Origin of the sequence: Streptomyces sp. NPDC005931 (genome assembly GCF_042871235.1) — a bacterium.
GTDB lineage: Bacteria > Actinomycetota > Actinomycetes > Streptomycetales > Streptomycetaceae > Streptomyces.
In genome coordinates this window covers 716,979-738,741 of the sequence record NZ_JBIAIG010000002.1, presented here as the reverse complement: position 1 = coordinate 738,741, position 21,763 = coordinate 716,979, and the positions used below count along the sequence as shown (strand labels likewise).

At 74.3% G+C, this 21,763-nt stretch carries 18 protein-coding genes and 1 tRNA gene; 7 read left to right on the top strand and 12 right to left on the bottom strand.

Annotation, left to right across the window (positions count from 1 at the left end):
* Positions 1-50 precede the first annotated feature (50 nt).
* Positions 51-875, bottom strand: coding sequence for a helix-turn-helix domain-containing protein (locus tag ACFYOV_RS07310; protein ID WP_389083854.1), 825 nt, complete (start codon positions 873-875; stop codon positions 51-53).
* Positions 876-1,239: 364 nt separating this feature from the next.
* Here ACFYOV_RS07310 and ACFYOV_RS07305 point away from each other — a divergent pair, with 364 nt between their 5' ends.
* Positions 1,240-1,755, top strand: a complete 516-nt coding sequence (locus tag ACFYOV_RS07305; protein WP_389083851.1) for an ATP-binding protein — start codon at positions 1,240-1,242, stop codon at positions 1,753-1,755.
* A 92-nt stretch (positions 1,756-1,847) separates the two neighbouring features.
* On the opposite strand, the gene ACFYOV_RS07300 is transcribed toward ACFYOV_RS07305, so the two are convergent.
* The 5 genes from ACFYOV_RS07300 to rpmG all read right to left on the bottom strand — a co-directional run bounded on the left by ACFYOV_RS07300 (position 1,848) and on the right by rpmG (position 4,227).
* Complete coding sequence (locus ACFYOV_RS07300) at positions 1,848-2,132, bottom strand: DUF397 domain-containing protein (RefSeq protein WP_389083849.1); 285 nt, start codon at positions 2,130-2,132, stop codon at positions 1,848-1,850.
* A gap of 283 nt (positions 2,133-2,415) precedes the next feature.
* On the bottom strand, positions 2,416-2,649 hold the full coding sequence (rpsR, locus tag ACFYOV_RS07295) for a 30S ribosomal protein S18 (RefSeq protein ID WP_389083846.1): 234 nt from the start codon (positions 2,647-2,649) through the stop codon (positions 2,416-2,418).
* 5 nt (positions 2,650-2,654) lie between these two features.
* Positions 2,655-3,803 (bottom strand): GTP-binding protein, encoded by a 1,149-nt coding sequence (locus ACFYOV_RS07290; protein ID WP_389083845.1) that lies wholly within the window; start codon positions 3,801-3,803, stop codon positions 2,655-2,657.
* The gene (locus ACFYOV_RS07285) at positions 3,800-4,054 is read right to left on the bottom strand and encodes a type B 50S ribosomal protein L31 (RefSeq protein WP_389083842.1); all 255 of its coding nucleotides are present in this window, start codon (positions 4,052-4,054) and stop codon (positions 3,800-3,802) included. Before ACFYOV_RS07285 ends, ACFYOV_RS07290 begins: the two co-directional genes overlap by 4 nt.
* Before the next feature lie 8 nt (positions 4,055-4,062).
* Complete coding sequence (gene rpmG / locus ACFYOV_RS07280) at positions 4,063-4,227, bottom strand: 50S ribosomal protein L33 (RefSeq protein WP_044382365.1); 165 nt, start codon at positions 4,225-4,227, stop codon at positions 4,063-4,065.
* A 62-nt stretch (positions 4,228-4,289) separates the two neighbouring features.
* On the opposite strand from rpmG, the gene rpmB reads away from it, so the two are divergent.
* From rpmB to ACFYOV_RS07260, 4 genes are all read left to right on the top strand, one after another.
* Entirely contained in the window at positions 4,290-4,526 is a 237-nt protein-coding gene (gene rpmB / locus ACFYOV_RS07275) for a 50S ribosomal protein L28 (protein WP_389083839.1), read from the top strand.
* 47 nt (positions 4,527-4,573) lie between these two features.
* On the top strand, positions 4,574-4,879 hold the full coding sequence (gene rpsN, locus ACFYOV_RS07270; RefSeq protein WP_389083837.1) for a 30S ribosomal protein S14: 306 nt from the start codon (positions 4,574-4,576) through the stop codon (positions 4,877-4,879).
* Between the two features lie 1,124 nt (positions 4,880-6,003).
* Positions 6,004-6,543, top strand: coding sequence for a hypothetical protein (locus tag ACFYOV_RS07265; RefSeq protein ID WP_389083834.1), 540 nt, complete (start codon positions 6,004-6,006; stop codon positions 6,541-6,543).
* Positions 6,544-6,634: 91 nt separating this feature from the next.
* Positions 6,635-7,159, top strand: coding sequence for a DUF4232 domain-containing protein (locus tag ACFYOV_RS07260; RefSeq protein ID WP_389083832.1), 525 nt, complete (start codon positions 6,635-6,637; stop codon positions 7,157-7,159).
* A 47-nt stretch (positions 7,160-7,206) separates the two neighbouring features.
* Here ACFYOV_RS07260 and ACFYOV_RS07255 read toward each other — a convergent pair whose 3' ends face one another.
* Positions 7,207-8,355 carry a DUF2786 domain-containing protein gene (locus ACFYOV_RS07255; protein ID WP_389083829.1) on the bottom strand — a complete coding sequence of 383 codons (1,149 nt, stop codon included), beginning with the start codon at positions 8,353-8,355 and terminating at the stop codon, positions 7,207-7,209.
* Between the two features lie 98 nt (positions 8,356-8,453).
* On the opposite strand from ACFYOV_RS07255, the gene ACFYOV_RS07250 reads away from it, so the two are divergent.
* Positions 8,454-9,200 carry a Clp protease N-terminal domain-containing protein gene (locus tag ACFYOV_RS07250; RefSeq protein WP_389083827.1) on the top strand — a complete coding sequence of 249 codons (747 nt, stop codon included), beginning with the start codon at positions 8,454-8,456 and terminating at the stop codon, positions 9,198-9,200.
* A 234-nt stretch (positions 9,201-9,434) separates the two neighbouring features.
* Positions 9,435-11,123, top strand: coding sequence for a bifunctional 3'-5' exonuclease/DNA polymerase (locus tag ACFYOV_RS07245; protein ID WP_389083825.1), 1,689 nt, complete (start codon positions 9,435-9,437; stop codon positions 11,121-11,123).
* Between the two features lie 70 nt (positions 11,124-11,193).
* On the opposite strand, the gene ACFYOV_RS07240 is transcribed toward ACFYOV_RS07245, so the two are convergent.
* The 5 genes from ACFYOV_RS07240 to tmk all read right to left on the bottom strand — a co-directional run bounded on the left by ACFYOV_RS07240 (position 11,194) and on the right by tmk (position 21,698).
* Positions 11,194-14,439 (bottom strand): BTAD domain-containing putative transcriptional regulator, encoded by a 3,246-nt coding sequence (locus tag ACFYOV_RS07240; protein ID WP_389083823.1) that lies wholly within the window; start codon positions 14,437-14,439, stop codon positions 11,194-11,196.
* Positions 14,440-14,967: 528 nt separating this feature from the next.
* Positions 14,968-15,044, bottom strand: a tRNA-Thr gene (locus tag ACFYOV_RS07235).
* Positions 15,045-15,162: 118 nt separating this feature from the next.
* Complete coding sequence (locus tag ACFYOV_RS07230; RefSeq protein WP_389083821.1) at positions 15,163-16,743, bottom strand: alpha/beta hydrolase; 1,581 nt, start codon at positions 16,741-16,743, stop codon at positions 15,163-15,165.
* Between the two features lie 279 nt (positions 16,744-17,022).
* On the bottom strand, positions 17,023-18,228 hold the full coding sequence (locus tag ACFYOV_RS07225) for a DNA polymerase III subunit delta' (RefSeq protein ID WP_389083818.1): 1,206 nt from the start codon (positions 18,226-18,228) through the stop codon (positions 17,023-17,025).
* 158 nt (positions 18,229-18,386) lie between these two features.
* Positions 18,387-21,698, bottom strand: coding sequence for a dTMP kinase (gene tmk, locus ACFYOV_RS07220; RefSeq protein WP_389083816.1), 3,312 nt, complete (start codon positions 21,696-21,698; stop codon positions 18,387-18,389).
* Between the last annotated feature and the right edge of the window lie 65 nt (positions 21,699-21,763).

Genomic DNA, 21,763 nt, shown 5'->3' with positions numbered 1-21,763 from the left:
AGAGCCCAGATCGACTTCGTGGTCTGATCACACGTCATCGTACTTGTGTATCAAGAGAGTTGGAGGAGTCCCCGGAGAAGGTCCCGGCTCTCCGACGGACCCGGGCTGTCGCTCTGGAGCTCCTTGAGCGCCTTCTCGTACTGGGCGACGTCCTCGGCCTTGTCGAGGTACAGGGCGCTGGTGAGCTGCTCCAGGTACACCACGTCCGACAGGTCGGACTCGGGGAAGCTCAGGATGGTGAAGGCGCCGGACTCGCCGGCGTGCCCGCCGAGGCTGAACGGCACGACCTGGAGCCGGACGTTGGGCCGCTCCGAGACGTCGATCAGGTGCTGGAGCTGGCCGCGCATCACCGCGCGGTCGCCGTAGGGACGGCGCAGGGCGGCCTCGTCGAGGACGACGTGGAACTCGGGGGCGTTCTCGGAGACGAGGTACTTCTGCCGCTCCAGGCGCAGCGCCACGCGCCGCTCGACGTCCTCCTCGCCGGCGCCCTTCATGCCCCGCCGGACCACCGCGCGGGCGTAGTCCTCGGTCTGGAGCAGACCGTGCACGAACTGCACCTCGTAGGCGCGGATCAGAGAGGCCGCACCCTCCAGGCCGACGTAGGTGGGGAACCAGCTCGGCAGCACGTCCGAGTAACTGTGCCACCAGCCCGCGACGTTGGCCTCCCTGGCGAGCGAGAGCAGCGAGGCGCGCTCCTGTTCGTCCGTGATGCCGTACAGCGTCAGCAGGTCTTCCACGTCTCTGGTCTTGAAGCTCACCCGGCCCAGCTCCATCCGGCTGATCTTCGATTCGGAGGCGCGGATCGAGTAGCCCGCCGCCTCACGCGTGATCCCCCGTGCCTCACGCAGTCGCCTGAGTTGTGATCCGAGCAGCATGCGCCGCACCACCGATCCCGGCTCTCCCGCGCTCACGTTCGCCAGCCTCCCCAACGTCCTGAGGGACCGCAGTCTGCCACCAAAACACTTCGAGCAGTACTCGCCCGGTTACGGAAACGGAATCAGGACGAGGAATTCGCTCAGGAAGGAGCAAGGAGGAGGCAACGGGACGGCGAGAAGGGGACACGAAGATGACGGAAAAATTGACCAACAAGCGGTACGGGCAGGCGCATTTCGGTCAGCTGCACGTGCATCTGCCCTTGCATCTGCTGTACGCATCCGAAACCATGGTCCCCGCACCACCGCCGCCTCGCTAGACCGCGAATTCCCGGGAGTGCCTCGCATGGGGACGAATGGATCGACCATGCTCGAGCCGTTACGGCAGGGCCTTCCGCCGCTGGACCCCGCGGCCGTGTCCGACGCCGCCTCCTGCGCCCTGCCCGCCCGTTACGAAGCGGTGCGCGACGCCCGGCAGTTCACCCGCAGAACACTGGACCAGTGGGAGCTGGGCGACCGTTTCGACGATGTGTGCCTGGTCGTCTCCGAGCTGGTCACCAACGCCCTGCGGCACGCGCTGCCGGCGAACACCCCCCGGCTGATGGAGCGGGAACCGCCGGTGCGGCTGCACCTGCTGCGCTGGACCGAGCGCCTGGTGTGCGCGGTGCGCGACCCCAGCGACGACAGCCCGGTCGCCCGTGACTCGGACGACTTCTCCGCCGAGTCGGGCCGCGGGCTGTTCCTGGTCGACTCCTTCGCCGACGGCTGGGGCTGGCACCCGATGGCGGGGACGCTCCCGGGCAAGGTGGTCTGGGCCATGTTCCGGCTCCGGCACCCGGCCGGGCCGGCCTGTCCCGCCGACCCGTCCTGCTCCGCCGGATGACGGACCGCGTGGCTTTGCGCGCCCTCGTTCTACGCGCGTAAACCACGCGGTCGTCTCAGTGTCCCGTGCTGTGGCAGCGATGGGCGACCACGTCAGCCGGCGACCAGGTGGTCGAACTCGCCGTCCTTGACGCCCAGCAGCATGGCCTCGATCTCCGCACGGGTGTAGACGAGCGCGGGACCGTCGGGGAAGCGGGAGTTGCGCACCGCCACCTCCCCGCCGGGCAGCCGCGCGAACTCCACGCAGGAACCCTGCGAGTTGCTGTGCCGGCTCTTCTGCCAGGCCACGCCGTCCAGCCTGGTGGCCGCCATGCCGTTGTACACGCCGGACGCATCGGCACCTTCGTACGCGTCACCGTCGTACACGTCGTGGTCCACAGGTCGCTCCCCGGTGGTGCACTGGCTGGTGTGGCCATTGATGCATTGGTCAACTGACCCGGATCATAGCTCTGTTCATGTGCATACGCAGAGGCAGATGCACGTGCACGCGGGGTGGTCCTGCGGTTACAGCGTCGCGCGCTCGACGTCGGACGCCGAGCCGCCCCCCGCTCCTGTATGAGACGCATGCGGGGGACTTTCTGTTCCCTCGTGTTTCCTTGTGTGCCCTCCTCACTCCTTCCGGTCGACCCGCGGCCGCCGGGCGCTCCCTCCCGGACGTCCGCTAGCGGGAGGCGTAGGGCAGCAGTGCCATCTCCCTGGCGTTCTTGATCGCCCGTGCCAGTTGCCGCTGCTGCTGCGCGCTCACGCGGGTGATCCGGCGACTGCGGATCTTGCCGCGGTCGGAGAGGAACCTCCGCAGCAGGTCGGTGTCCTTGTAGTCGACATACGTGATCCCGGCCTGGTCCAGCGGATTGGGGCGGGACTTGGCGGGCTTGCGCTCCGGCTTGCGGGGCATGGCGGTCAGACCTCCAGGAGGGTGTCGAAGGGGTGCGGCAGCCGCTGCCAGGCCTCGGGCCCCGCGGCGTACTCGGCGTCGGTCAGCAGGCAGGACTCCAGCAGCTCCTCGAGTCCGTCGCGGTCGAGCGCGGGGGACGTGAAGACCAGGTGCTGGCAGCGGTCCCCGTGCTCGGGGTGCCAGTCCAGCGCGGCGGCGGCCCGGCGCACCGGCGGCACCATCTCCCAGGCCGCGTCCGGCAGGGCGGCGAGCCAGGGCCCCGCGCCCTCCACGCACAGCGCACCGCCGGCCGCGTCCCAGTGGAACAGCGTGTCCGGCTTGTCCGCGAGCCAGAACCGGCCCCGGCTGCGGGCGGCGGCGCAGGTCAGGTCCTCCAGCGCGGCGTACAGCCGCTCCGGGTGGAACGGGCGGTGCCGGCGCCACACCAGGGTGCCGACGCCGTGGTCGTCGGCGTCGGCGGGCAGCAGCGCGCAGGCCGGGTGCTGGGCCGCGGCGGCGGCCTCGACGTCGAATCCGGCGAGCGCGGCGCCCGCGAGGAGCGAGTGCCGGCCGGACGGCGCGTCCTGGCCGACCCGCACGTGCCGGGCCGTCGGGTGCAGCTGGGCGAGCAGCTCGTGGTCCTGCTCGTCGGCCTCCGGGGAGTCGACCACGGCCAGGACGGGGGCGTACTCCAGCTGCCGTGCGAAGGTGTCCGCGACGGTGCGCTGGTCGGTCGCGGCGGCGGCGAGCCCGCCCTCGGCGAGGTCGTCGCCGTTGCCCAGGTAGGGCAGGACCAGCGCCGGGTCCACGGCGGTGACGACCCCGGTGACGGTGAACCCGCCGGCCGTCACCACCTCGGCCATGGCCTTGGGCTCGACGGAGTCCCACAGTTCGACGATCGCCAACGGGGTGTCACCGGCCTCGGCGAGCCGTCGCAGTTCGGGGACGAGGTCCTCGCGCAGGGCGCAGCAGGCGCAGTCGTTGACGAGCGGCGCCTCGCCGGCCGACCGGACGCCGGCGGCGTCCCGGACGGTGCGCACGACGGTGCCGGCGGCGGCCGTCTCCAGGTCGTGGTGGAGGACGACGCTGCCCGTCACGTCGGCGAGCAAGCGCTCGACCGCGGCCCTGCGGGCGTCGGCGTGCAGGCCGCCGACGACGACCACCGGCAGAGTCACACCGCACCCCGCTTGCCGTACCTGCGCTCGAAGCGCTCCACACGGCCGGCGGTGTCGAGAACGCGCGCGGTGCCGGTGTAGAAGGGATGGCTGACGTGGGAGATCTCGACGTCCACGACGGGGTAGGTGTTGCCGTCCTCCCATACGACGGTCTTCTCGCTCGTCAGGGTGGAACGGGTCAGGAAGGCGTACCCGGCGGCGCGGTCGCGGAAGACCACGGGGCCGTAGGCGGGGTGGATTCCCTGGCGCATGGCGGGCCTCAGCGCTCCTCTCGGAAGTCGACGTGGCGGCCGGCGACCGGGTCGTACTTGCGCAGGGTCAGCCGGTCCGGGTCGTTGCGGCGGTTCTTGCGGGTGACATAGGTGAAGCCGGTCCCGGCGGTGGACCGGAGCTTGATGACGGGCCGGAGTTCGTTGCGTGCCATGCTGGTACCTTACTGAAAATGATTCCCATTTACACATCGACTCCGAGAGAGGTGCACCACTGATGTCCGCGCACTGCATGCTGACCGGCGCCCGGCCCGGCTTCGGCAACCGGATCTCCCACTCGCACCGGCGCACGTCCCGCCGCTTCGACCCGAACATCCAGACCAAGCGCTACTGGCTGCCGAGCGAAGGGCGGTACGTGCGACTGCGGTTGAGCGTGAAGGCGATCAGGACGGTGGACGCGATCGGCGTCGAGGCGGCGGTGGCTCGGATCCGGGCGCGGGGAGTGAGGGTCTGACGGGGACGCCGCGGGTTCGGGACCGAGTCGAGGAGCTGGAGAGCACCATGGCGAAGAAGAGCAAGATCGCGAAGAACGAGAAGCGGCAGGAGGTCGTCGCGCGGTACGCCGCACGGCGGGCCGAACTCAAGGAGATCATCCGGCGGCCGTCGTCCACGGAGGAGGAGCGGCTGGCCGCGCAGCGGGAGCTGCGTCGGCAGCCGCGCGACGCGAGCGCCACGCGCGTGCGCCACCGTGACCAGGTGGACGGGCGGCCCCGGGGCTATTTCCGCGCCTTCGGCCTCTCCCGCGTCAGCCTGCGGGGGCAGGCGCACGCGGGGTATCTGCCGGGGGTGCGGAAGGCTTCCTGGTAGGGGGTGGGGCTGGGGCGGGCTTCGGCGCACGGATACCGAGCGGGGCCGCCGATACCGAGCGGGGCGTGGGGGCCGGGGCGGGCTTCGGCGCGCCGATGCCGAGTGCGGCGTGGGGGCCGGGGCGGGCTTCGGCGCACGGATACCGAGCGGGGCCGCCGATACCGAGCGGGGCGTGGGGCTGGGGGCGGGCTTCGGCGCGCCGATGCCGAGTGCGGCGTGGGGGCCGGGGCGGGCTTCGGCGCGCCGATGCCGAGTGCGGCGTGGGGGCCGGGGCGGGCTTCGGCGCACGGTGGGCGGCGGGGTGCCGCCCGAGGTGGGTGTGTATCGCGCGGCGCGCTGAGCGAAGGCGGGTGTTCAGCCCGCCCGCGAGGCAGCTGGACGGCGGGCGGTCCGGTCCCGCGCGGTGGGCGGCGAGTGTTGAGCCGAGGTCGGCGTCACCGCGCGGCGCGCATGTCACAGAAGGCCCTGGAAGGCCCGGCCCCTTGCCCATAGGGGGCCCATAGGGCTCTTGCACGCCCTCGCGCCGCCCGGGGCCGGAGACCACGCGCTGACGGCCCCCCAGCTTGCCCGCGATCGAGCGCAGCCGCCCCTGCCGTACGCGCCCACGTGCACGCCCGCCTGCGTCGACACGGCGAGCGCCCAGCCGAACTCGGACTCGCGGGTCCGCGCCCTGACCGACCGGCGAGCGGCGTGCCGGAGCCGGGGCGAGGGCTCAGCGAGTCGTAGGGGTATGCCGCTGGAGGGCCGGGACGGCCCTGCGCGGTGAGGTGGCTTGCCGACCGGGCGGGCGTCCCCGCCGCGCACCGACGCTTCCACGGGACCCCTACCGATGCGCCTCCCGGCCCGGGGCGCGTCGCACCGGGCGGGCGTCCGTAGCGCGGCGGGCAGCCCAGGCCAACCGCGACGTCCCGGCGCAGAGCGCGGTGCGTGGCTCCCCGGCGGGTGTGGCCGCGCGGCGGTGCCTGGAGCGCGGCCACCCCGATGTCCTGCGATGTGCGGTGCGAGGTGTGCGAGGTGTGTCACTGGGGGTGGTGGAGGGCCGGGTGGGTCCTGTTAGCTGGCCGCGTCGTTCCGGGGCCGGCCGCTTCCGCGAGAGCCGGCCCGCTAGAGCTTGGGGGCTTGCAGTGACTTCGGTGACCTTCTCGCGTGCCTCGCGCTCCCGGCGCTCGGTGTCGCGCCGGAGCGTGCGGGCCGCGGCCACGGCGGTGGGACTGGCGGGCGCGCTCGCGCTGACCGGGTGCGGCGACGGCGAGTCCGGCGACGACTCGGCGAAGCCCACGCCGCCGGCCACGGCAACCGCCGACACGGGGGGCGGCACCGGCGGTCCCGCCACGAGCACGGCCCCCGCCGGTGAGCTGGAGGGCAGTTGGCTCACCACCACGGGTGGCAAGGCCGTGGCGCTCGTGGTCACCGGTGAGGAGGCCGGTCTCTTCGCCACGGGCGGCGCCGTGTGCAGCGGCACCGCGCGGGAGGAGGGCGGGACCCACACCATCCGGCTGAAGTGCACGGACGGCAGCGGAGACCGGGCGAGCGGCACCGTCGGCTCCGTGAACGGGTCCACCCTGAAGGTCACCTGGGAGAGCGGCCTCGGCACCGAGACGTACACCAGGGCGGAGGGCGGCAAGCTGCCGAGCGGGCTGCCCACGGAGGGCCTGGGTTCGTAACGACCCGGTTCCCGCGGCGGGGTCGGGCGGCGTGACGCGGCTGCCGTGCGTGATGATCGACAGGCACCTCCACGACCCCAGGGGACACCTCATGCGCGCCATGCCCATCACCGTCACCGCCCTCGCCGCCGCTCTCGTGCTGCTGACCGCCTGCACCGAAGAGGAGGGGCAGGACAGCGACACCAAGCCGAAGAGCACGGCCTGCACCCTCGACGACGTCGGCATCGAGGTCGGCCCCGCGAGTGTCGCCCCGGCCGCCGGTGACACCGGTGACGTCCCGGTCGGCCTCACCAACCAGGGCGCCGCCTGCACCCTCGACGCGTTCCCCGAGGTGCGCCTCGTCGCGGGGGGCGAGTCCGTCGCCCTGTCCCCCACCGAGGGCGCCCAGGCGCAGAAGCTGACCCTGGCCAAGGGCGACTCCGCGTCGTTCACGATCACCTACGTCCGCGGGCCGGAGGGCGCCGAGAGCCTGGGCGCCGAGACGCTGGAGATCGGGCTCCCCGGTGACGCGGCCACCAAGAGCTTCCGCTGGTCGTACGGGCCGGTCGCGGGCAAGGGCGGGGACAAGGCCACCCCGGACGCCTCGGTGGGCGCCTTCCAGCAGGCGGGGGACTGACCCCGGTCGGCACCCCGAGCAGGCGGCGCCGCGCGGGCTCCGCCCCGTCAGGGCAGCCGCCGGCGCCCTTCCACCTGGGCGTCGTCCGCCGCCCGCGCGCCTTCCACCCAGCCGGCCTCGTCGCTCACCCCGCGCAGCCGTGTGGTGGTCGTCTCCGGGAACATGCGGTCCAGCCGGCCGGTGACCGCGGCCTCGCGGGAGGCGAGCACCGGCAGCAGGTCGTCGCTCACCTGGGCCTCGGCCGTGGCCGCCAGCCGGGCGCCGACGCGGTGGGCGTAGGCCGCGAGAAAGGACTGCCGGAAGGTCTTGGTCCGCCTGCGTCCGCCGGCCCGCTGGGCGGCCTCGGCCTTCGTCATCGCGGTCGTGGCCTGCACCAGCAGGGAGGTGTAGAGGAGTTCGACCGCCTCCAGGTCGGAGGCGAAACCGACGACGGTGGAGAAGCCGAGGGGTTCGTTCCACACCGCGCGGCAGTGGTTCGCGGTGGCGATCGTGTCCAGCAGCACCGCCTTGGTCTGCTCGTAGGGCGGTTCCACCCCGATCCGGCAGGCGTCCGGCGTCCGGCCCGAGGGCACACGGGCCGCCAGCAGCGCCTCGTCCACGCTGTGCCGCGCCATCAGTTCCTGCGCCTTGGCGCTGAGCGCCTCCGCCTCCTCCGGGAACCCGGTCGCCTCGGCCTTGGCCAGCAGCGCGCGGATCCGGCCGAGCATGCGGGACTCCGGGAGCCGGCCGTGCTCGTCCGGGGCGGCGGCGTCGTCGAGGGGCTCGAGGGCCGGCAGGCGCACCAGCAGGCGGTACAGCTCCAGCACCGCGGTCGCGCGCGAGAAGCGGTCCGTGCGGGAGAAGCGGTCCGCGGGGTCGGCGCGGTCGGCGCCCGGCGCGGGCCCGGCGGTCAGCTCGTCGAGCTGAGCCGTCCAGCGAGGGCCACGGGGGACGTCGCGCGGTGCCTGCCCGCGGACGAGGGTCGTGACCAGGTGGACGTGGAGATCGTCCAGCTCGCGGCGGACGATGCGGACGAGATCGGCCGGCTGCCAGCCGCGCCGCCAGGCCGCCGCCACGAACTCCTCGCCCCGCCTTACGAGTTCGGCGTCCGCCGCAGGATCGGAGGCGAGCAGGGACGCTCCCGTGTCGAGGGCCGCGTCGGCGGCGTCGTGCAGGGCGGTCCGGAAGGCGCGGTCGACGGTGCTGGACGTACTCACGGAGCCGATCGTGCCATGCCGCCACAGGACGCCTTCGTTCCACCCGAGAGTGTCAACTCGCGGTTGACACCCCCCTACTGTCAACTTACGGTTGACACATGACGACCAATCCCCACGTCACGTCATCCGTGCGTCTCGACGACCTCATCGCGGCCATCAAGAAGGTCCACGAAGAGCCCCTCGAACAGCTCCAGGACGCGGTGCTCGCGGGCGAGCACCTCGGCGAGGTGGCCGACCACCTGATCGGCCACTTCGTGGACCAGGCCCGGCGTTCGGGCGCCTCCTGGACCGACATCGGCAGGAGCATGGGCGTCACCCGCCAGGCGGCGCAGAAGCGCTTCGTGCCGAAGGAGCCGGCCGGGCTCGACCCGAACGAGGGCTTCAACCGCTACACGCCGCGCGCCCGCAACGTGGTGATGGCCGCACACAACGAGGCCAAGGCCGCGCACCACGCCGAGGGCCTGCCCGAGCACCTCGTCCTCGGCCTGCTCGCCGAAGCGGACGGCCTCGCCGCCAAGGCGCTCACCGACCAGGGCGTCACCCTCGACGCCGTCCGCGAGGCGGCGACCGCCGCGCTCCCCCCGGCCGCCGAGGAGGCGCCCGACCTGGTGCCGTACGGCCCGGCGGCCAAGAAGGTCCTGGAACTCACCTTCCGCGAGGCCCTGCGCCTCGGCCACAACTACGTCGGAACCGAGCACATCCTGCTCGCGCTCCTGGAGCACGAGAACGGCGTGGGCGTCCTCAGCGGCCTCGGCATCACCAAGGCGAGGACCGAGGAGTGGATCGCCGAGGTACTGGCACAGATCCGGATCCAGCCCGCGGGGGGCGAACAGGAGGAGGGCTGAGCCCTCGTGAACGAGGCGTGCCGTCCCCGCGACCCGGCGCCGTCCGCCTTGACCGGTCACCGTCCCCCTTGACCGGTCACCGTCCCTCTTGACCAGGCCCAGGGCTTCCGCCGGGCGCAGGGCTTCCGTGACCGGGCTCCGAGCACTGCGGCCACGGGCCGGTATCCAGGTGATCAGCAACGGGAGCCCGCCTGACCGGGGGCCATTGTCAGACCCCCCTGTCACACTCGCGGCATGACCGACCGGTGGGCTCTCGCGGCGACCGAGGACGGTGGCGTGGACATCGCCCCCCTCGGCCCCGACGGGCTGCCCGCCGGGCCGGTGCGGCGGGAGGCGTCTCCCGCCGAGGCCGTGCGGAGCCGTCCCGGCGTCACGCGGTGGGTGTGGCGGTCCACCGCCGAGGTCTACCCGCGCCTGCTCGCCACGGGGGTGCGAGTGGAGCGGTGTCATGACATCGAGGACGCCGAGACGCTCCTGCTCGGTCACGAAGGGCGGTACGGGGAGCCCCGTTCGGCCGCGGCCGCCCTGGCCCGGCTGCGCGGGAGCCCCGTACCGCCCGATCCGCCGCAGCGCGCGGCCGAACCGGGCGCGCAGTCGCCTCTGTTCGAGCCCCAGGGCACGCACGTACCGCTGGCCGACCTCCTCGCGGTCTACGCCGAGCAGCAGCGCCGGATCGACGCGAGCACGCACCCGGAGCGGATGCGGCTGCTGGTGGCGGCCGAGTCGGCTGGGACCCTGGTGGCCGCCGAGATGAACCGCGCGGGCCTGCCGTGGCGGGCCGACGTCCACCGCGCGGTGCTCCACGACCTGCTCGGCGAGCGCTACGCGGGCGGCGGCGAACCGCGGCGGCTCGCCGAGCTCGCGGACGAGGTGTCCGCCGCCTTCGGCCGCCGGGTGCGGCCCGACCTGGCGGCCGACGTGGTCAAGGCGTTCGCGCAGGCCGGGATCAAGATCTCCTCCACCCGCCGCTGGGAGCTCGAGTCCGTCGACCACCCTGCGGTGAAGCCCCTGATCGAGTACAAGAAGCTGTACCGCATCTGGGTGGCCCACGGCTGGTCCTGGCTGCAGGACTGGGTGCACGACGGGCGCTTCCGGCCGGAGTTCCAGGCCGGCGGGACGGTGACCGGCCGCTGGGTCACCAACGGCGGCGGCGGGCTCCAGATCCCCAGGGTGATCCGCCGGGCGGTGGTCGCGGACCCTGGCCGGCGGCTCGTCGTCGCCGACGCCGCCCAGATGGAGCCGCGCGTCCTGGCGGCGATCTCCCGCGATCCCGGGCTGATGGAGGTGGCGGGCCGGGAGACCGACCTCTACCAGGCCGTGTCCGAGCGGGTCTTCTCCGGCGACCGCGCCCAGGCCAAGTTGGCCGTGCTCGGCGCGGTCTACGGCCAGACGTCCGGTGACGGCCTGAAGAACCTGGCCGCGCTCAGACGCCGCTTCCCCAGGGCGGTCGCCTACGTCGACGAGGCCGCCCGCGCGGGCGAGGAGGGCCGGCTCGTACGGACCTGGCTGGGCCGCACCTGTCCCCCGGCCGCCCGGACGACGGACGACGCGACGGAGGAGGCGGGCATCCCGGTGGTGGAGGAGGAGACCGACGGAGGGGGCCCGTGGGTGCCGGGTTACGCGTCCACCAACGCCCGCGCCCGTGGCCGCTTCACCCGCAACTTCGTCGTCCAGGGCAGCGCCGCCGACTGGGCCCTGCTGCTGCTCGCCGCGCTGCGGCAGGCGCTGTCCCGGATGGCGGCGGACCTGGTCTTCTTCCAGCACGACGAGGTGATCGTGCACTGCCCCGAGGAGGAGGCGGAGGCGGTGGTGGCGGCGATCCGCGCGTCGGCGGAGCTGGCCGGCCGGCTGACCTTCGGGGAGACCCCGGTGCGGTTCCCGTTCTCCACGGCGGTCGTGGAGTGCTATGCGGAGGCCAAGTGACCCCGGACGGATGGATCGGCACGCTCCCGGGCCCGGGCCCGGGCCGGGGGCGGGCGGCCGACGCGCCCGGTCAGCCGGAGCCGTTGGCGGTCAGCAGCTCCCGCAGATCGTCGAGCACCGTGTGCTCGTCCGTGCCGTCCAGTGCGTCGAGAGCCCACCGCCACTGCTCGCACGCCTCCCGGACACGTCCCCGCTCGCGCAGCAGCAGCCCGTACTGGTGACGGGCGAGGGCGGCGGCGTAGCGGTCGGCGCGGGCGTCGGCGCGGCGCAGCAGCTCGGCGCACTCGCGGACGGCCCGGTCGCCGTGGCCCAGCAGCCGCAGGGCGCGGACCTGTCCGAGCCGGGTCTGGGACTCGCCGTGCCAGTCGCCGTGCTCGCCGAGGATGCGCAGGCTCTCCTCGAAGTGCGGCAGTGCGGCCGAGGGTTCGCCCAGGCGCAGATGGGCGTAGCCGATGTTGCAGTGCGCGGAGTGCCGCACGATGACGGCGCCGATCCGGTCCCCGAGGGCGAGCGAACGCCGGTGCTGCTCGATGGCCGCGCGCGGGTCGGTGTGCTCGTAGAGGTTGCCGAGGTGGCTCAAGGTGACGGCCTCGCCGTAGAGGTCGTCGAGCTCCCGTGAGTACCCGAGGCTCTCCCGGAGCGCCTCCCCCGACTCCTCGTGGCGGCCCAGCCCTTCGAGCAGCAGCCCGCGGTTGTTGAGGGAGCGCCGGATCCGGGAGACGGCACCGAGCCGCCGCCAGATCCCGAGCGCGCGGTCCGTGAGGTCCAGGGCCTCGCCCAGCCGGCCGGCCAGGAAGTGCGGACCCGCCAGGTCACCCAGCGCGTATGCCTCCGCCTCCTCGTCGCCGAGCCGCCGAGCCACCCGCAGGGCGGTCCGCCCGAGCAGGTCCAGCTCCCGGACCCGGCCACGGCGCAGGAGGTAGGGATGGAGGAGCCGAAGCAGCACGCAGATGTGGGCGGGGGCGCTGTCCCGGCCGGTGACCGGGTCGTCGGCGTGCCGCTCGACCAGGGCGACGATGTTCTCCAGTTCCCGGTCCCCCCAGGCGAAGGCCTCCTCGGCACCCGTGAACGGTGGGACGGTGCCGACCCGGTTCGCGTGCCCGGGCGGCCGGGAGGGGGTCGCGTGGCGCCGGTCGTCCTGGTCGAGCCCGGGTCCGACGATCGCGGTGAGGGCACGTTCGGCGACGGCGGCGTACCAGCGCAGGGCGGTGCGGGCGGTGGCCGCTGACGTGCCGTCCGCGGCGGCGAGTTCGCGGGCGAAGTCGCGGACCAGGTCGTGCGGGACGTAACGCCCGTACGTGGTCTCCTCGAGCAGGGCCACGTCCACTAGGCGGTCGAGGGCGGCCTCGGCCCGGCGCTCGCCGGTGCCCGTGAGCCGCGCCAGCAGGGGCGCGCCGTAGCCGGGCAGGTCGAGGGCGCCGATGCGGCGCAGGGCGAGGGCCGCGTCCCGGTCGGCCTCCCGGTCGGAGGCGGCGAGCGCGTCGTGCGCGACCGCCAGGGAGCGGCGGACGCTGAGGTCGTCGTACTCGAGGTGCGACAACCGGCTGTCGGCGGCGGCCAGTTGCCCGGCCAGCACGTCGGGGGTGAGGGCCCGGCGCGCGGCGAGCCGGGCGGCGACGACGCGCAGCGCCAGGGGGAGGCGACCGGTGAGCGCGACGAGTGGGTGCGCCGCGTCCGGACCGTCCCGGCCGGAGACCGCGCGCAGCAGGGCGGCGCTGTCCTCGTCGGACAGCGGGGCGAGCGGGAAGCGCGCCGCGCCGTCGAGGGCGGTGAGCGGCGAACGGCTGGTGACGAGCACCGCGCAGCCGGGCCCGGCGGGCAGCAGCGGCCGCACCTGTGCGGCGTTCGCCGCGTCGTCCAGCACGAGGAGGGTGCGGGTCGGGGCGAGCAGCGACCGCAGCAGGGCGCCGGCCGCGTCCGGGTGTTCGGGAATGTCGCGCGCCTCCACACCGAGGTCGCGAAGCAGTGCGGTGAGGGCCTGAGCGGGCGAGAGGGGAGCGACGCCCGGGGTGGCGCCGCGCAGATTGATGTAGAGCTGACCGTCGGTGAAACGTTCCGTCAGTTGATGCGCGACATGCAGGGCGAGCGCGCTCTTGCCCACGCCGGCGGTACCGGTGACGACGGCGGTGGTGGGTCCGGAGCCGGGGGCGAGCAGACGGCGCAGTTCCTCCCGCACGTCCGCCCGCCCGACGAAGTGCACTGGAGCCGGGGGCAGTTGGGCAGGTCCGCGAGGAGGAACGGAGCCGGCACCGACCCCCGCCTCCCGTGGCGCCGCACGCCGCGCGGCCGGCTCACCGGCCCCCCGCACCACCTCCACGTGGGCCTCCCGCAACACCTCGACGTGGGCCTCCCGCACGCCCGGCCCCGGTTCGACGCCGAGTTCGTCCACCAGACGGGCGCGCAGATCGCGGTGAACGGCCAGCGCCTCGGCCTGACGGCCGCTGCGGTGGAGGGCGAGCATGAGCTGGCGGTGGAACTCCTCCCGCAGCGGATGCTCGGCGGCCAGTGCCGCCAGCTCCGGTACGAGCCGGGCCGCCCGCTCGCCGCCGAGGCCCAGTTCGGCGTCGTGACGCCACTCCAGGAGCAGCAGCCGTGCCTCCCGCAGCCGCTGCACGAGGGCGAACCCGCCCACCTCGGGCGGCAGCCCGGCCAGCGGCGTCCCGCGCCAGAGCGCGAGCGCCGCCGCGCATTCGCGCACGACCCGTTCCCACTCCCGCCCGGCGTGCGCGGCCCGGGCGGCGGAGGCATGGGCGTCGAACACGTCGACGTCCACCTCGCCCTCGGCCACCCGCAGGACGTATCCGGTCGGTACGGTGCGCAGCCGCCCGGGGTCGTCGAGCATCCGGCGCAGCCGGGCCACGTGGTTGTGCAGCGAGGGGTGCGCGGAGGCGGGCGGCATTCCGCCCCACAGCACGTCCTTCAGCGCCTCGACGGACACGGCGTGCCCGGCGTCGAGCAGCAACGCCGCCAGCAGGGTGCGCAGTTTGGGGCTGCTGATCGGGCGGACGACGTACCCGGAGGGACCGGTGGAACCCGTGGAGCCGGTGGTACCCCTGGAACCGGGGGAGCCGGTGGAACCCTTGGAACCAGGAGAGCCGACGGACCCGGTGGAACCGATGGAACCGAATGGGCCGGCAGGCCCCCCAGATGCGGAACGGTCCGGGGTGTGCCCCGGGGCGCCCGACCGGCGCCCGTCCCCCTCGGCCCGCTCGTACAGGACCGGGGCTCCCAGCAGCCCGAACCGCAGGGCGCGCCGCTGTCCGCGCCGCTCCCCGGTGCTCCCGGCCTCGTTCGAGCAGGGAGGTTGTACCCCCATCGCCGCCCCACTGCCTTCCCGCCCACCGCCCGGACGCGCGCCGGGACCCCTCCGGCCCCGCTCCGGACGTGCACCGGCCGCCGGATGACTCCCGATCCCCGAAGGCCGGACGAAGGAACCATTGGCCATATGTTAGCGATCCGTTGGCAAGATCTGATGTGATCACTACACCGGATCCGTCGCGGGGGTGCGCGCGTTACACGCGCAGCTCGGGGGAGTGTCGCTGCCGCGGCCCGATCCGGCCGCGAGGGAACCCCGGTCGACACAGGTGCACGACCGGGACCCTCGTCCCCACCTCGCCTTTGCCGACGGCCGGGCCGGACGACCGGCTCCCCGTCCGTGGGCCGGACCACCGGCTCCCGTCCCGGCCGCGCGAGCGCCCGAACCGCCCCGCTCCACGGCACGTGCCGCCGCCGGGTCGCCCCTCGAAGATCCATCCGCGTCGGCGCGCAGCGCGTCACGCTCTCGCCGACCCATCGGCGCACACGCAGAAACCCCAGATCAGAAGTGTCTGACCTGGGGTTCCGGTGGAGCCGCTTTCGGGATTCGAACCCGAGACCTACGCATTACGAGTGCGTTGCTCTGGCCATCTGAGCTAAAGCGGCACGCTGTCCGCACTATGGTGCGATCAGCAACGACGGTAAGTCTACACAGTTTCCGGGAGTGCTTCGTACCTGCCCCGGAGGCAGACCGGAACGCCTGCCTCCGGAGGCCGCGACGCCCCTATGAGCAGCGCTTTCCGTCCATCGGCGGCGTGCCTCGGACGAGGTAGGCGTTGATCGCCGAGTCGATGCAGTCGCTGCCTCGGCCGTAGGCGGTGTGGCCGTCGCCCTCGTAGGTGAGGAGGCGCGCGGAGGACAGCTGGCCGGCCAGGGCCTCGGCCCAGCGGTACGGGGTCGCCGGGTCACGGGTGGTGCCGACCACGACGATCGGCGCCGCGCCCCTCGCCTCGATGCGCTGCGGCTCCCCCGTGGCCCGCACCGGCCAGTAAGCGCAGTTCAGCGCCGCCCACGCCAGACCCTCGCCGAACACGGAAGACGCCTTCTCGAAGGCGGGCAGTTCCTCGCGCACCTCGTCCGGCGTGTCGAACGCCGCCGGGAGGTCCAGGCAGTTCACGGCCGCGTTGGCGAACATCAGGTTGCTGTAACCGCCGTCGGCGTCACGCTCGTAGTAACTGTCGGACAGGCCGAGCAGTCCCGCTCCGTCGTTCCGCCTCATGGCCGCCGTCAGCGCCTGGCGCAGTTGCGGCCACGCGCCCTCGTCGTACATGGCGGCGATCACCCCGGTGGTCGCCAGCGACTCGGTGAGCGTGCGGCCGTCCGCGTCACCGGTCGGGATCGGCCGGGCGTCGAGCCTGTCGAAGAACTCCTTCAGGTTCTCCCCGACCCGCTCGGGGGCGGTTCCCGTGCCGCCCAGCGGGCAGTCGGCGCGGCGTACGCAGTCCTTCGCGAAGGAGGTGAACGCCGTGTCGAAGCCCTCCGTCTGCTCCAGGTTCAGCCGCCGGGCGGGCAGCGACGGGTCCATCGCCCCGTCCAGCACCAGCCGACCGCTGCGCTTCGGGAAGAGGCCTGCGTACGTCGCTCCCAGGAACGTCCCGTAGGAGGCACCGACGTAGTTCAGCTTCTCGTCGCCCAGGGCCGCCCGCACGATGTCCATGTCCCGGGCCGCCTCCACGGTGGACACATGGCGCAGCAGCTTCGGCGCGTCCGCCCCGCAGCCCTCGGCGAACTTCCGGTACGCCGCGACCAGCGCGTCGGTCTCCCTGTCGTCGTCCGGCGTCACGTCCGTGCGCGTGTAGGCGTCCATGCCGGGTCCGTCGAGGCATTCGACGGGCTCGCTGCGGGCGACGCCGCGCGGGTCCACGGCCACCATGTCGTAGCGGGCCCGCACCTCGGCCGGGTAGCCGACGCCGGCGTACGCCTGGAGATAACCGATCGCGGAGCCGCCCGGACCGCCCGGGTTCACCAGCAGGGAGCCCAGCCGCTTCCCCGGGCCCGTGGCCTTCTTGCGGGCCACGGCGAGGCGGACGTCACCGGCGGACGGCTCGGCGTAGTCGAGCGGAGCCTTCAGCGTGGCGCACTGGAATCCGGGCACGCCGCAGTCGCGCCACGCCGGCTTCTGCGCGTAGTACGGGGCGAGCGCCGCGGGCGTGGAGCGGGGCAGCGCGGCCAGCGCCACCTCCGCCGCCGCTCCGGCGGTACTCGTCGTGCTCGCGGGGGTGGAGCAGCCGGAGACCAGCAGAGCGGCCGCGGCCAGCAGGGTGGCTCCGGTACGGGTCCTGCGGAGGAAGCGCCTTGAGTGCATTGAGTGAGCGTAACTCTGTGCGACGGATCATGAGCGCTCCGCGCACGTCGTGCCTCGGACGAGTTACGCGCTCCCTCCTCTGGGACGCCGTGCCTCGGACGGGTTACGCCGTCCCTCCCCCGGGACGCCGTGCCTCGGACGGGTTACGCCGTCCCTCCCCCGGGACGCCGTGCCTCGGACGGGTTACGTCGTCCCTCCGATGGTCGCGCGGTCGGCGCGCGGGCGCGCGGTCCGCGGGAGCCGTCGGCGGCCTCCCGGTGGGACACGGTCGCCGGGGACTCAGCCGGCTCTCAGCGCCATCGTCATCGCCTCCACCGCCAGCAGCGGCGGCACATTGCGGTCGAGGGCGTCGCGGCAGGCGGCGACCGCCTCGATGCGGCGGAGCGTGGACTCGGGCGAGCTGCCCTGGGCCAGGCGCTCCAGCGCGTCCTCGTTGTCCGTGTTGGCGAGGGCCACGCGGGAGCCGAGCTGCAGAGCGAGGACGTCGCGGTAGAAGCTCGTCAGGTCGGTCAGGGCCACGTCGAGGCTGTCGCGCTGCGTACGCGTCCGGCGGCGCTTCTGCATCTCCTCCAGCTCCTTGACCACGCCCGCCGTGCCGCGCGGCAGCCGCCCTCCCTGGGCGGCGCCGAGGGCGGCCTTGAGCTCATCGGTCTCCCTGGTGTCCATCTCCTCGGCGAGCTGCTTGGCGTCCTCGGCGGCGGCGTCCACGAGCTCCTGCGCGGCCCTGAGCGCGGCGCCGACGTCCGCGACCCGCAGCGGCAGCTTCAGCACGGCGGCCCGGCGCTCGCGCGCGGCGGGGTCGGTGGCCAGGCGGCGGGCCCGGTCGACGTGGCCCTGGGTGGCGCGGGCCACCGCCGCGGCGACGTCCGGCTCGATGCCCTCGCGCCGGACCAGCATGTCGGCTACGGCGTCCACGGACGGCGTGCTCAGGTTCAGGTGGCGGCAGCGGGAGCGGATGGTCGGCAGCACGTCCTCGAGGGAGGGCGCACACAGCAGCCAGACGGTACGGGGGGCGGGCTCCTCCACGGCCTTGAGCACGGCGTTGGCCGACTTCTCGTTCAGCCGCTCGGCGTCCTCGACCAGGATGATCTGCCAGCGGCCGTTCGCCGGCGCGGTGAACGACTTGCGGACGGTGTCGCGCATGTCCTTCACCAGGATCTCCGAGCCGACCGCGGCGACCGTGGTGACGTCGGCGTGCGTGCCGACCAGGGCGGTGTGGCAGCCGTCGCAGAAGCCGCACCCGGGCGAGCCGCCGAGGGCGCGGTCCGGGCCGACGCACTGCAGGGCGGCGGCGAAGGCCCGCGCGGCCTGGTTGCGCCCGGCTCCGGGCGGCCCGGTGAACAGCCAGGCGTGCGTCATCTTCGACGCCTCGGGCAGGGGGGCGTCGGCCGCAGCGGCGGTGACGAGCGCGTCGGCGTCCCGGGCGGCGGCGTCGAGCTGCTCGCTCACCCGCTCCTGCCCGACGAGGTCGTCCCACACGGTCATGGGTCAGACCGCCTTTCGCTCACGTACGGCTTGCGGCCTCCATTGTGCGGGGTGGCACTGACAGCGGACGACGGGTGCGGCGGGGCGGGCACCGCCGAGGACGGGTGCGGCGGGGCGGGCACGGAGGACGGGTGCGGCGGGGCGGACGGGTGCCCGCCTCAGCGCCGCCCCCCGCGTCCCCGGCCGCCCTCGTCACCGTGGTCGTCCTCCCGGGGGCCCAGCAGCTCGTCCGCCAGGGTCGGCAGGTCGTCCAGCGGGGTCTGCTCGGCCCAGTCGGAGCGCTTCCGGCGCCGACGCGGGGCGGCGGCCCCGGGGTCGACCTGGGGCAGCTCGCGCGTACGGTCCTCGGTGCCGTCCGGTGCCGCGGCCGGCCGCTCGTCGCGGAAGTAGCCCGGCGGGACCCGGTCCCCGGGTCCTTCCTCGCGCACCGGCGGCAGCACGGTCGTCTCCTCGGAGTCGCGCGGGTCACCCGCGGGCCCCGCGCCCACCGGTGGCAGCACCGCCGTCTCGTCGGCCGCCCCGGGCGGCACGGGAGGCAGCACGGCCGTCTCCTCCGCCGCCCCCGGCGGGACCGGCGGCTTCGGCAGCTGGGCGGTCACCTCGGCCTCCGAGACCTCCGGGACCTCCGGGGCTCGGGAGGCCGGGGCGCCGGAGGAACCGGACCCGCCCGCCTCCTTCGCGGAGCCCCGCTCCGCACGGCCGCCCGCGCCGGCGTCCTTCTCCCGCACCCGAGGCAGCACCGCGGTCTCGTCCACGGGCCCGCCGGACGCATTCGTCGGGGTCGCCACCGGCGTCGGCACGGTCGCGGCGTCCTGCTGCGCCGTCGGGCGGCGGGTGCCTGGCGCAGAACCCGCGTCCTGCGGCCCCGGAACCGGCTTCGGTCCCGCCTCCGCCGCGGCGGCCGCCTGCTCCGCGAGCCGCCGGGCCTGCTCGGCACGCAGCAGGGCCTCCTCGGCCATGCGCTGCTTCTCCAGGCGCCGCGCCTCGGCCTCCGCGCGGAGGCGTTCCTCCTCGGCCCTGCGGCGGGCCTCCTCCTCGGCGCGTGCCTTCTCCTCCTCGAGGAGCCGCCGACGCTCCTCCTCGGCACGCCGGTGCGCCTCCTCGGCACGCTGCCGGGCCTCCTCCGCCTGCCGTTCGGCCTCGCGGCGCTGCGCCTCCTCCAGCTCGCGCCGCTTGCGCTCCTCCTCCTCGGCACGCAGCCGCGCGAGCTGCTCCTGGCGCTCGCGCTCCAGGCGCTCCTCCTCGGCCTTGCGCCGCGCCTCCTCCTCGGCCCTGCGGCGGGCCTCCTCCTCGGCCTTGCGGCGTGCCTCCTCGCGGGCCTCGATCTCGGCCTGGGACAGCGGCAGCACCTGGTCGAGCCGGTGCCGGATCACGGTGGTCACCGCCTCCGGCTCCTGGCCGGCGTCGACCACCAGGTACCGGCCGGGGTCGGCCGCCGCCAGCGTGAGGAAACCGGCCCGCACGCGCGCGTGGAACTCGGCGGGCTCCGACTCCAGCCGGTCCGGCGCCTCGGTGAACCGCTCGCGTGCGGCCTCCGGTGCCACGTCGAGCAGCACCGTCAGGTGCGGGACCAGGCCGTCGGTCGCCCAGCGGTTGATCCGGGCGATCTCGGTCGGCGACAGGTCCCGCCCCGCGCCCTGGTAGGCCACCGAGGAGTCGATGTACCGGTCGGAGATGACCACAGCGCCGCGCTCCAGGGCGGGCCGCACGACGGTGTCGACGTGCTCCGCCCGGTCGGCGGCGTACAGCAGCGCCTCCGCGCGGTGCGACAGTCCGGCGCTGGAGACGTCCAGGAGGATGGACCGCAGCCGCTTGCCGACCGGTGTCGCACCGGGCTCCCGGGTGAGCACGACCTCGTGGCCCTTGCTCCGGATCCACTCCGCGAGCGCATCGGCCTGGGTGGACTTCCCGGCGCCGTCACCGCCCTCCAGGGCGATGAAGAAACCGGACGCGGCGGGCGCCTGCTCGGGGTCGTCACCGCGCAACAGCGCGTCGCGCAGGTCCTGCCGCAGTGGCACGCCGGACCGGTCGTCGGCCTTGGCCAGCACGAGCGCGGCCACCGGCAGCAGCAGCGCGCCGACCAGCATCAGCGTGAAGGCGGCGCCGCCGTGGCCGAAGACGAACCGGCCGCTCTCCAGCCGGTGCGGGCCGATGCCCGCGGCCACCACGGGGGCGATCACCGCGCCGAGTGCCACGAAGACCCGGACCACCGCGTGCAGGTGCTCCGTCGTACGGGCCCGGCGCTGCTCCTCGGTCTCCTGGTCGAGCAGGGTGTGCCCGATGTTGGCGGCGATGCCCGCGCCGGCGCCGGCCAGCAGGGCGATCAGCAGCACGCTGGTGACGTCCGGCACCAGTCCCGCGGCCAGCAGGGCGACACCGGTGAGGGCCAGCGCCAGGGCGAGCAGACGGCGCCGGGACAGCGACGGCACCAGTCCGGGCGCGGTGCGGATGCCGACGACGACACCGCCGGTGAGCGCGCCCACCAGCAGGCCGTAGAGCACGGGGCCGCCGCCCAGGTCCTTGGCGTGCAGCACCGCCACGGCGACCGCGGCCGACACCGCGGCGGCCACGGACGCGGACGCCAGGACCAGCAGCGGCATCGCGCCGGTGCGGCCCTTGTCGGCCCCGCCGGGGCTCTTCGGGCGGCGAAGCCCCTCCAGTGGCGACCGCGCGCGGGGGGTGCGCGTCTCGGGGAGCTCCAGGAAGGTCAGCACGGACAGCGACGCGGCGAACAGTCCGGCCGCGACGTACGAGCCGAGGGCCGCCTGGTGTTCGCCGAACCAGGCGATGCCGGTGCCCAGCAGGTTGTTGAACAGGGACGCGACGACCAGGGTGACGGCCGCGAGGGGGATCGCCACGAAGCCCGTGCGCAGCGACAGGCGGCGCAGCGCGTCCATGTGGTCCGGCAGCGGCCGTATCGTCGCGCCCTCCGGGGGCGGGGCGGGCAGCAGCGCGGGGGCGGCGCTCTCCCGGCACACGGTCCAGAACCGCTCGGCGACACCGGCGAGGAACACGGTGACGAGCAGGAGTGCCAGGGCGTTGCCGGGCGTCCAGTCGATCCACAGGGGCGCCACGATCAGCAGCGCGGCGCGCAGCCCGTCCGCGCCGATCATGGTCCAGCGGCGGTCCAGCGGGCCGTCCGGCGAGGTGAGCGCGGTGACCGGCCCCAGCAGGACGGCGCCGAACAGCAGCGTCGCCAGGATGCGCACGCCGAAAACGGTCGCCACTGCGAACGCGGCACCGCGGTAGCCGCCGCCGAAGGAGCCCGCGGCGATCGCGGCCTGGAGGGCGAGGAGAACCAGGACGAGAAGGGCAAGGGTGTCGCCGACACCGCCCACGAGGTGCGCGCTCCACAGCCGTTTCAGCTGCGGCCGGCGCAGCAGGGCGCGGACGGCACGCTCGCGGGAGTCCGCGACCAGCGCGTCGTCGGGGGCCGGTTGAGGGGCCGTTGGCTGCTCGGCTCGCGTCATGCGGTCAGCCTATCGGCCCGCACCGGCAGTCCGGGGCGCCCATCCTGACATGCGCACGCCTCGAC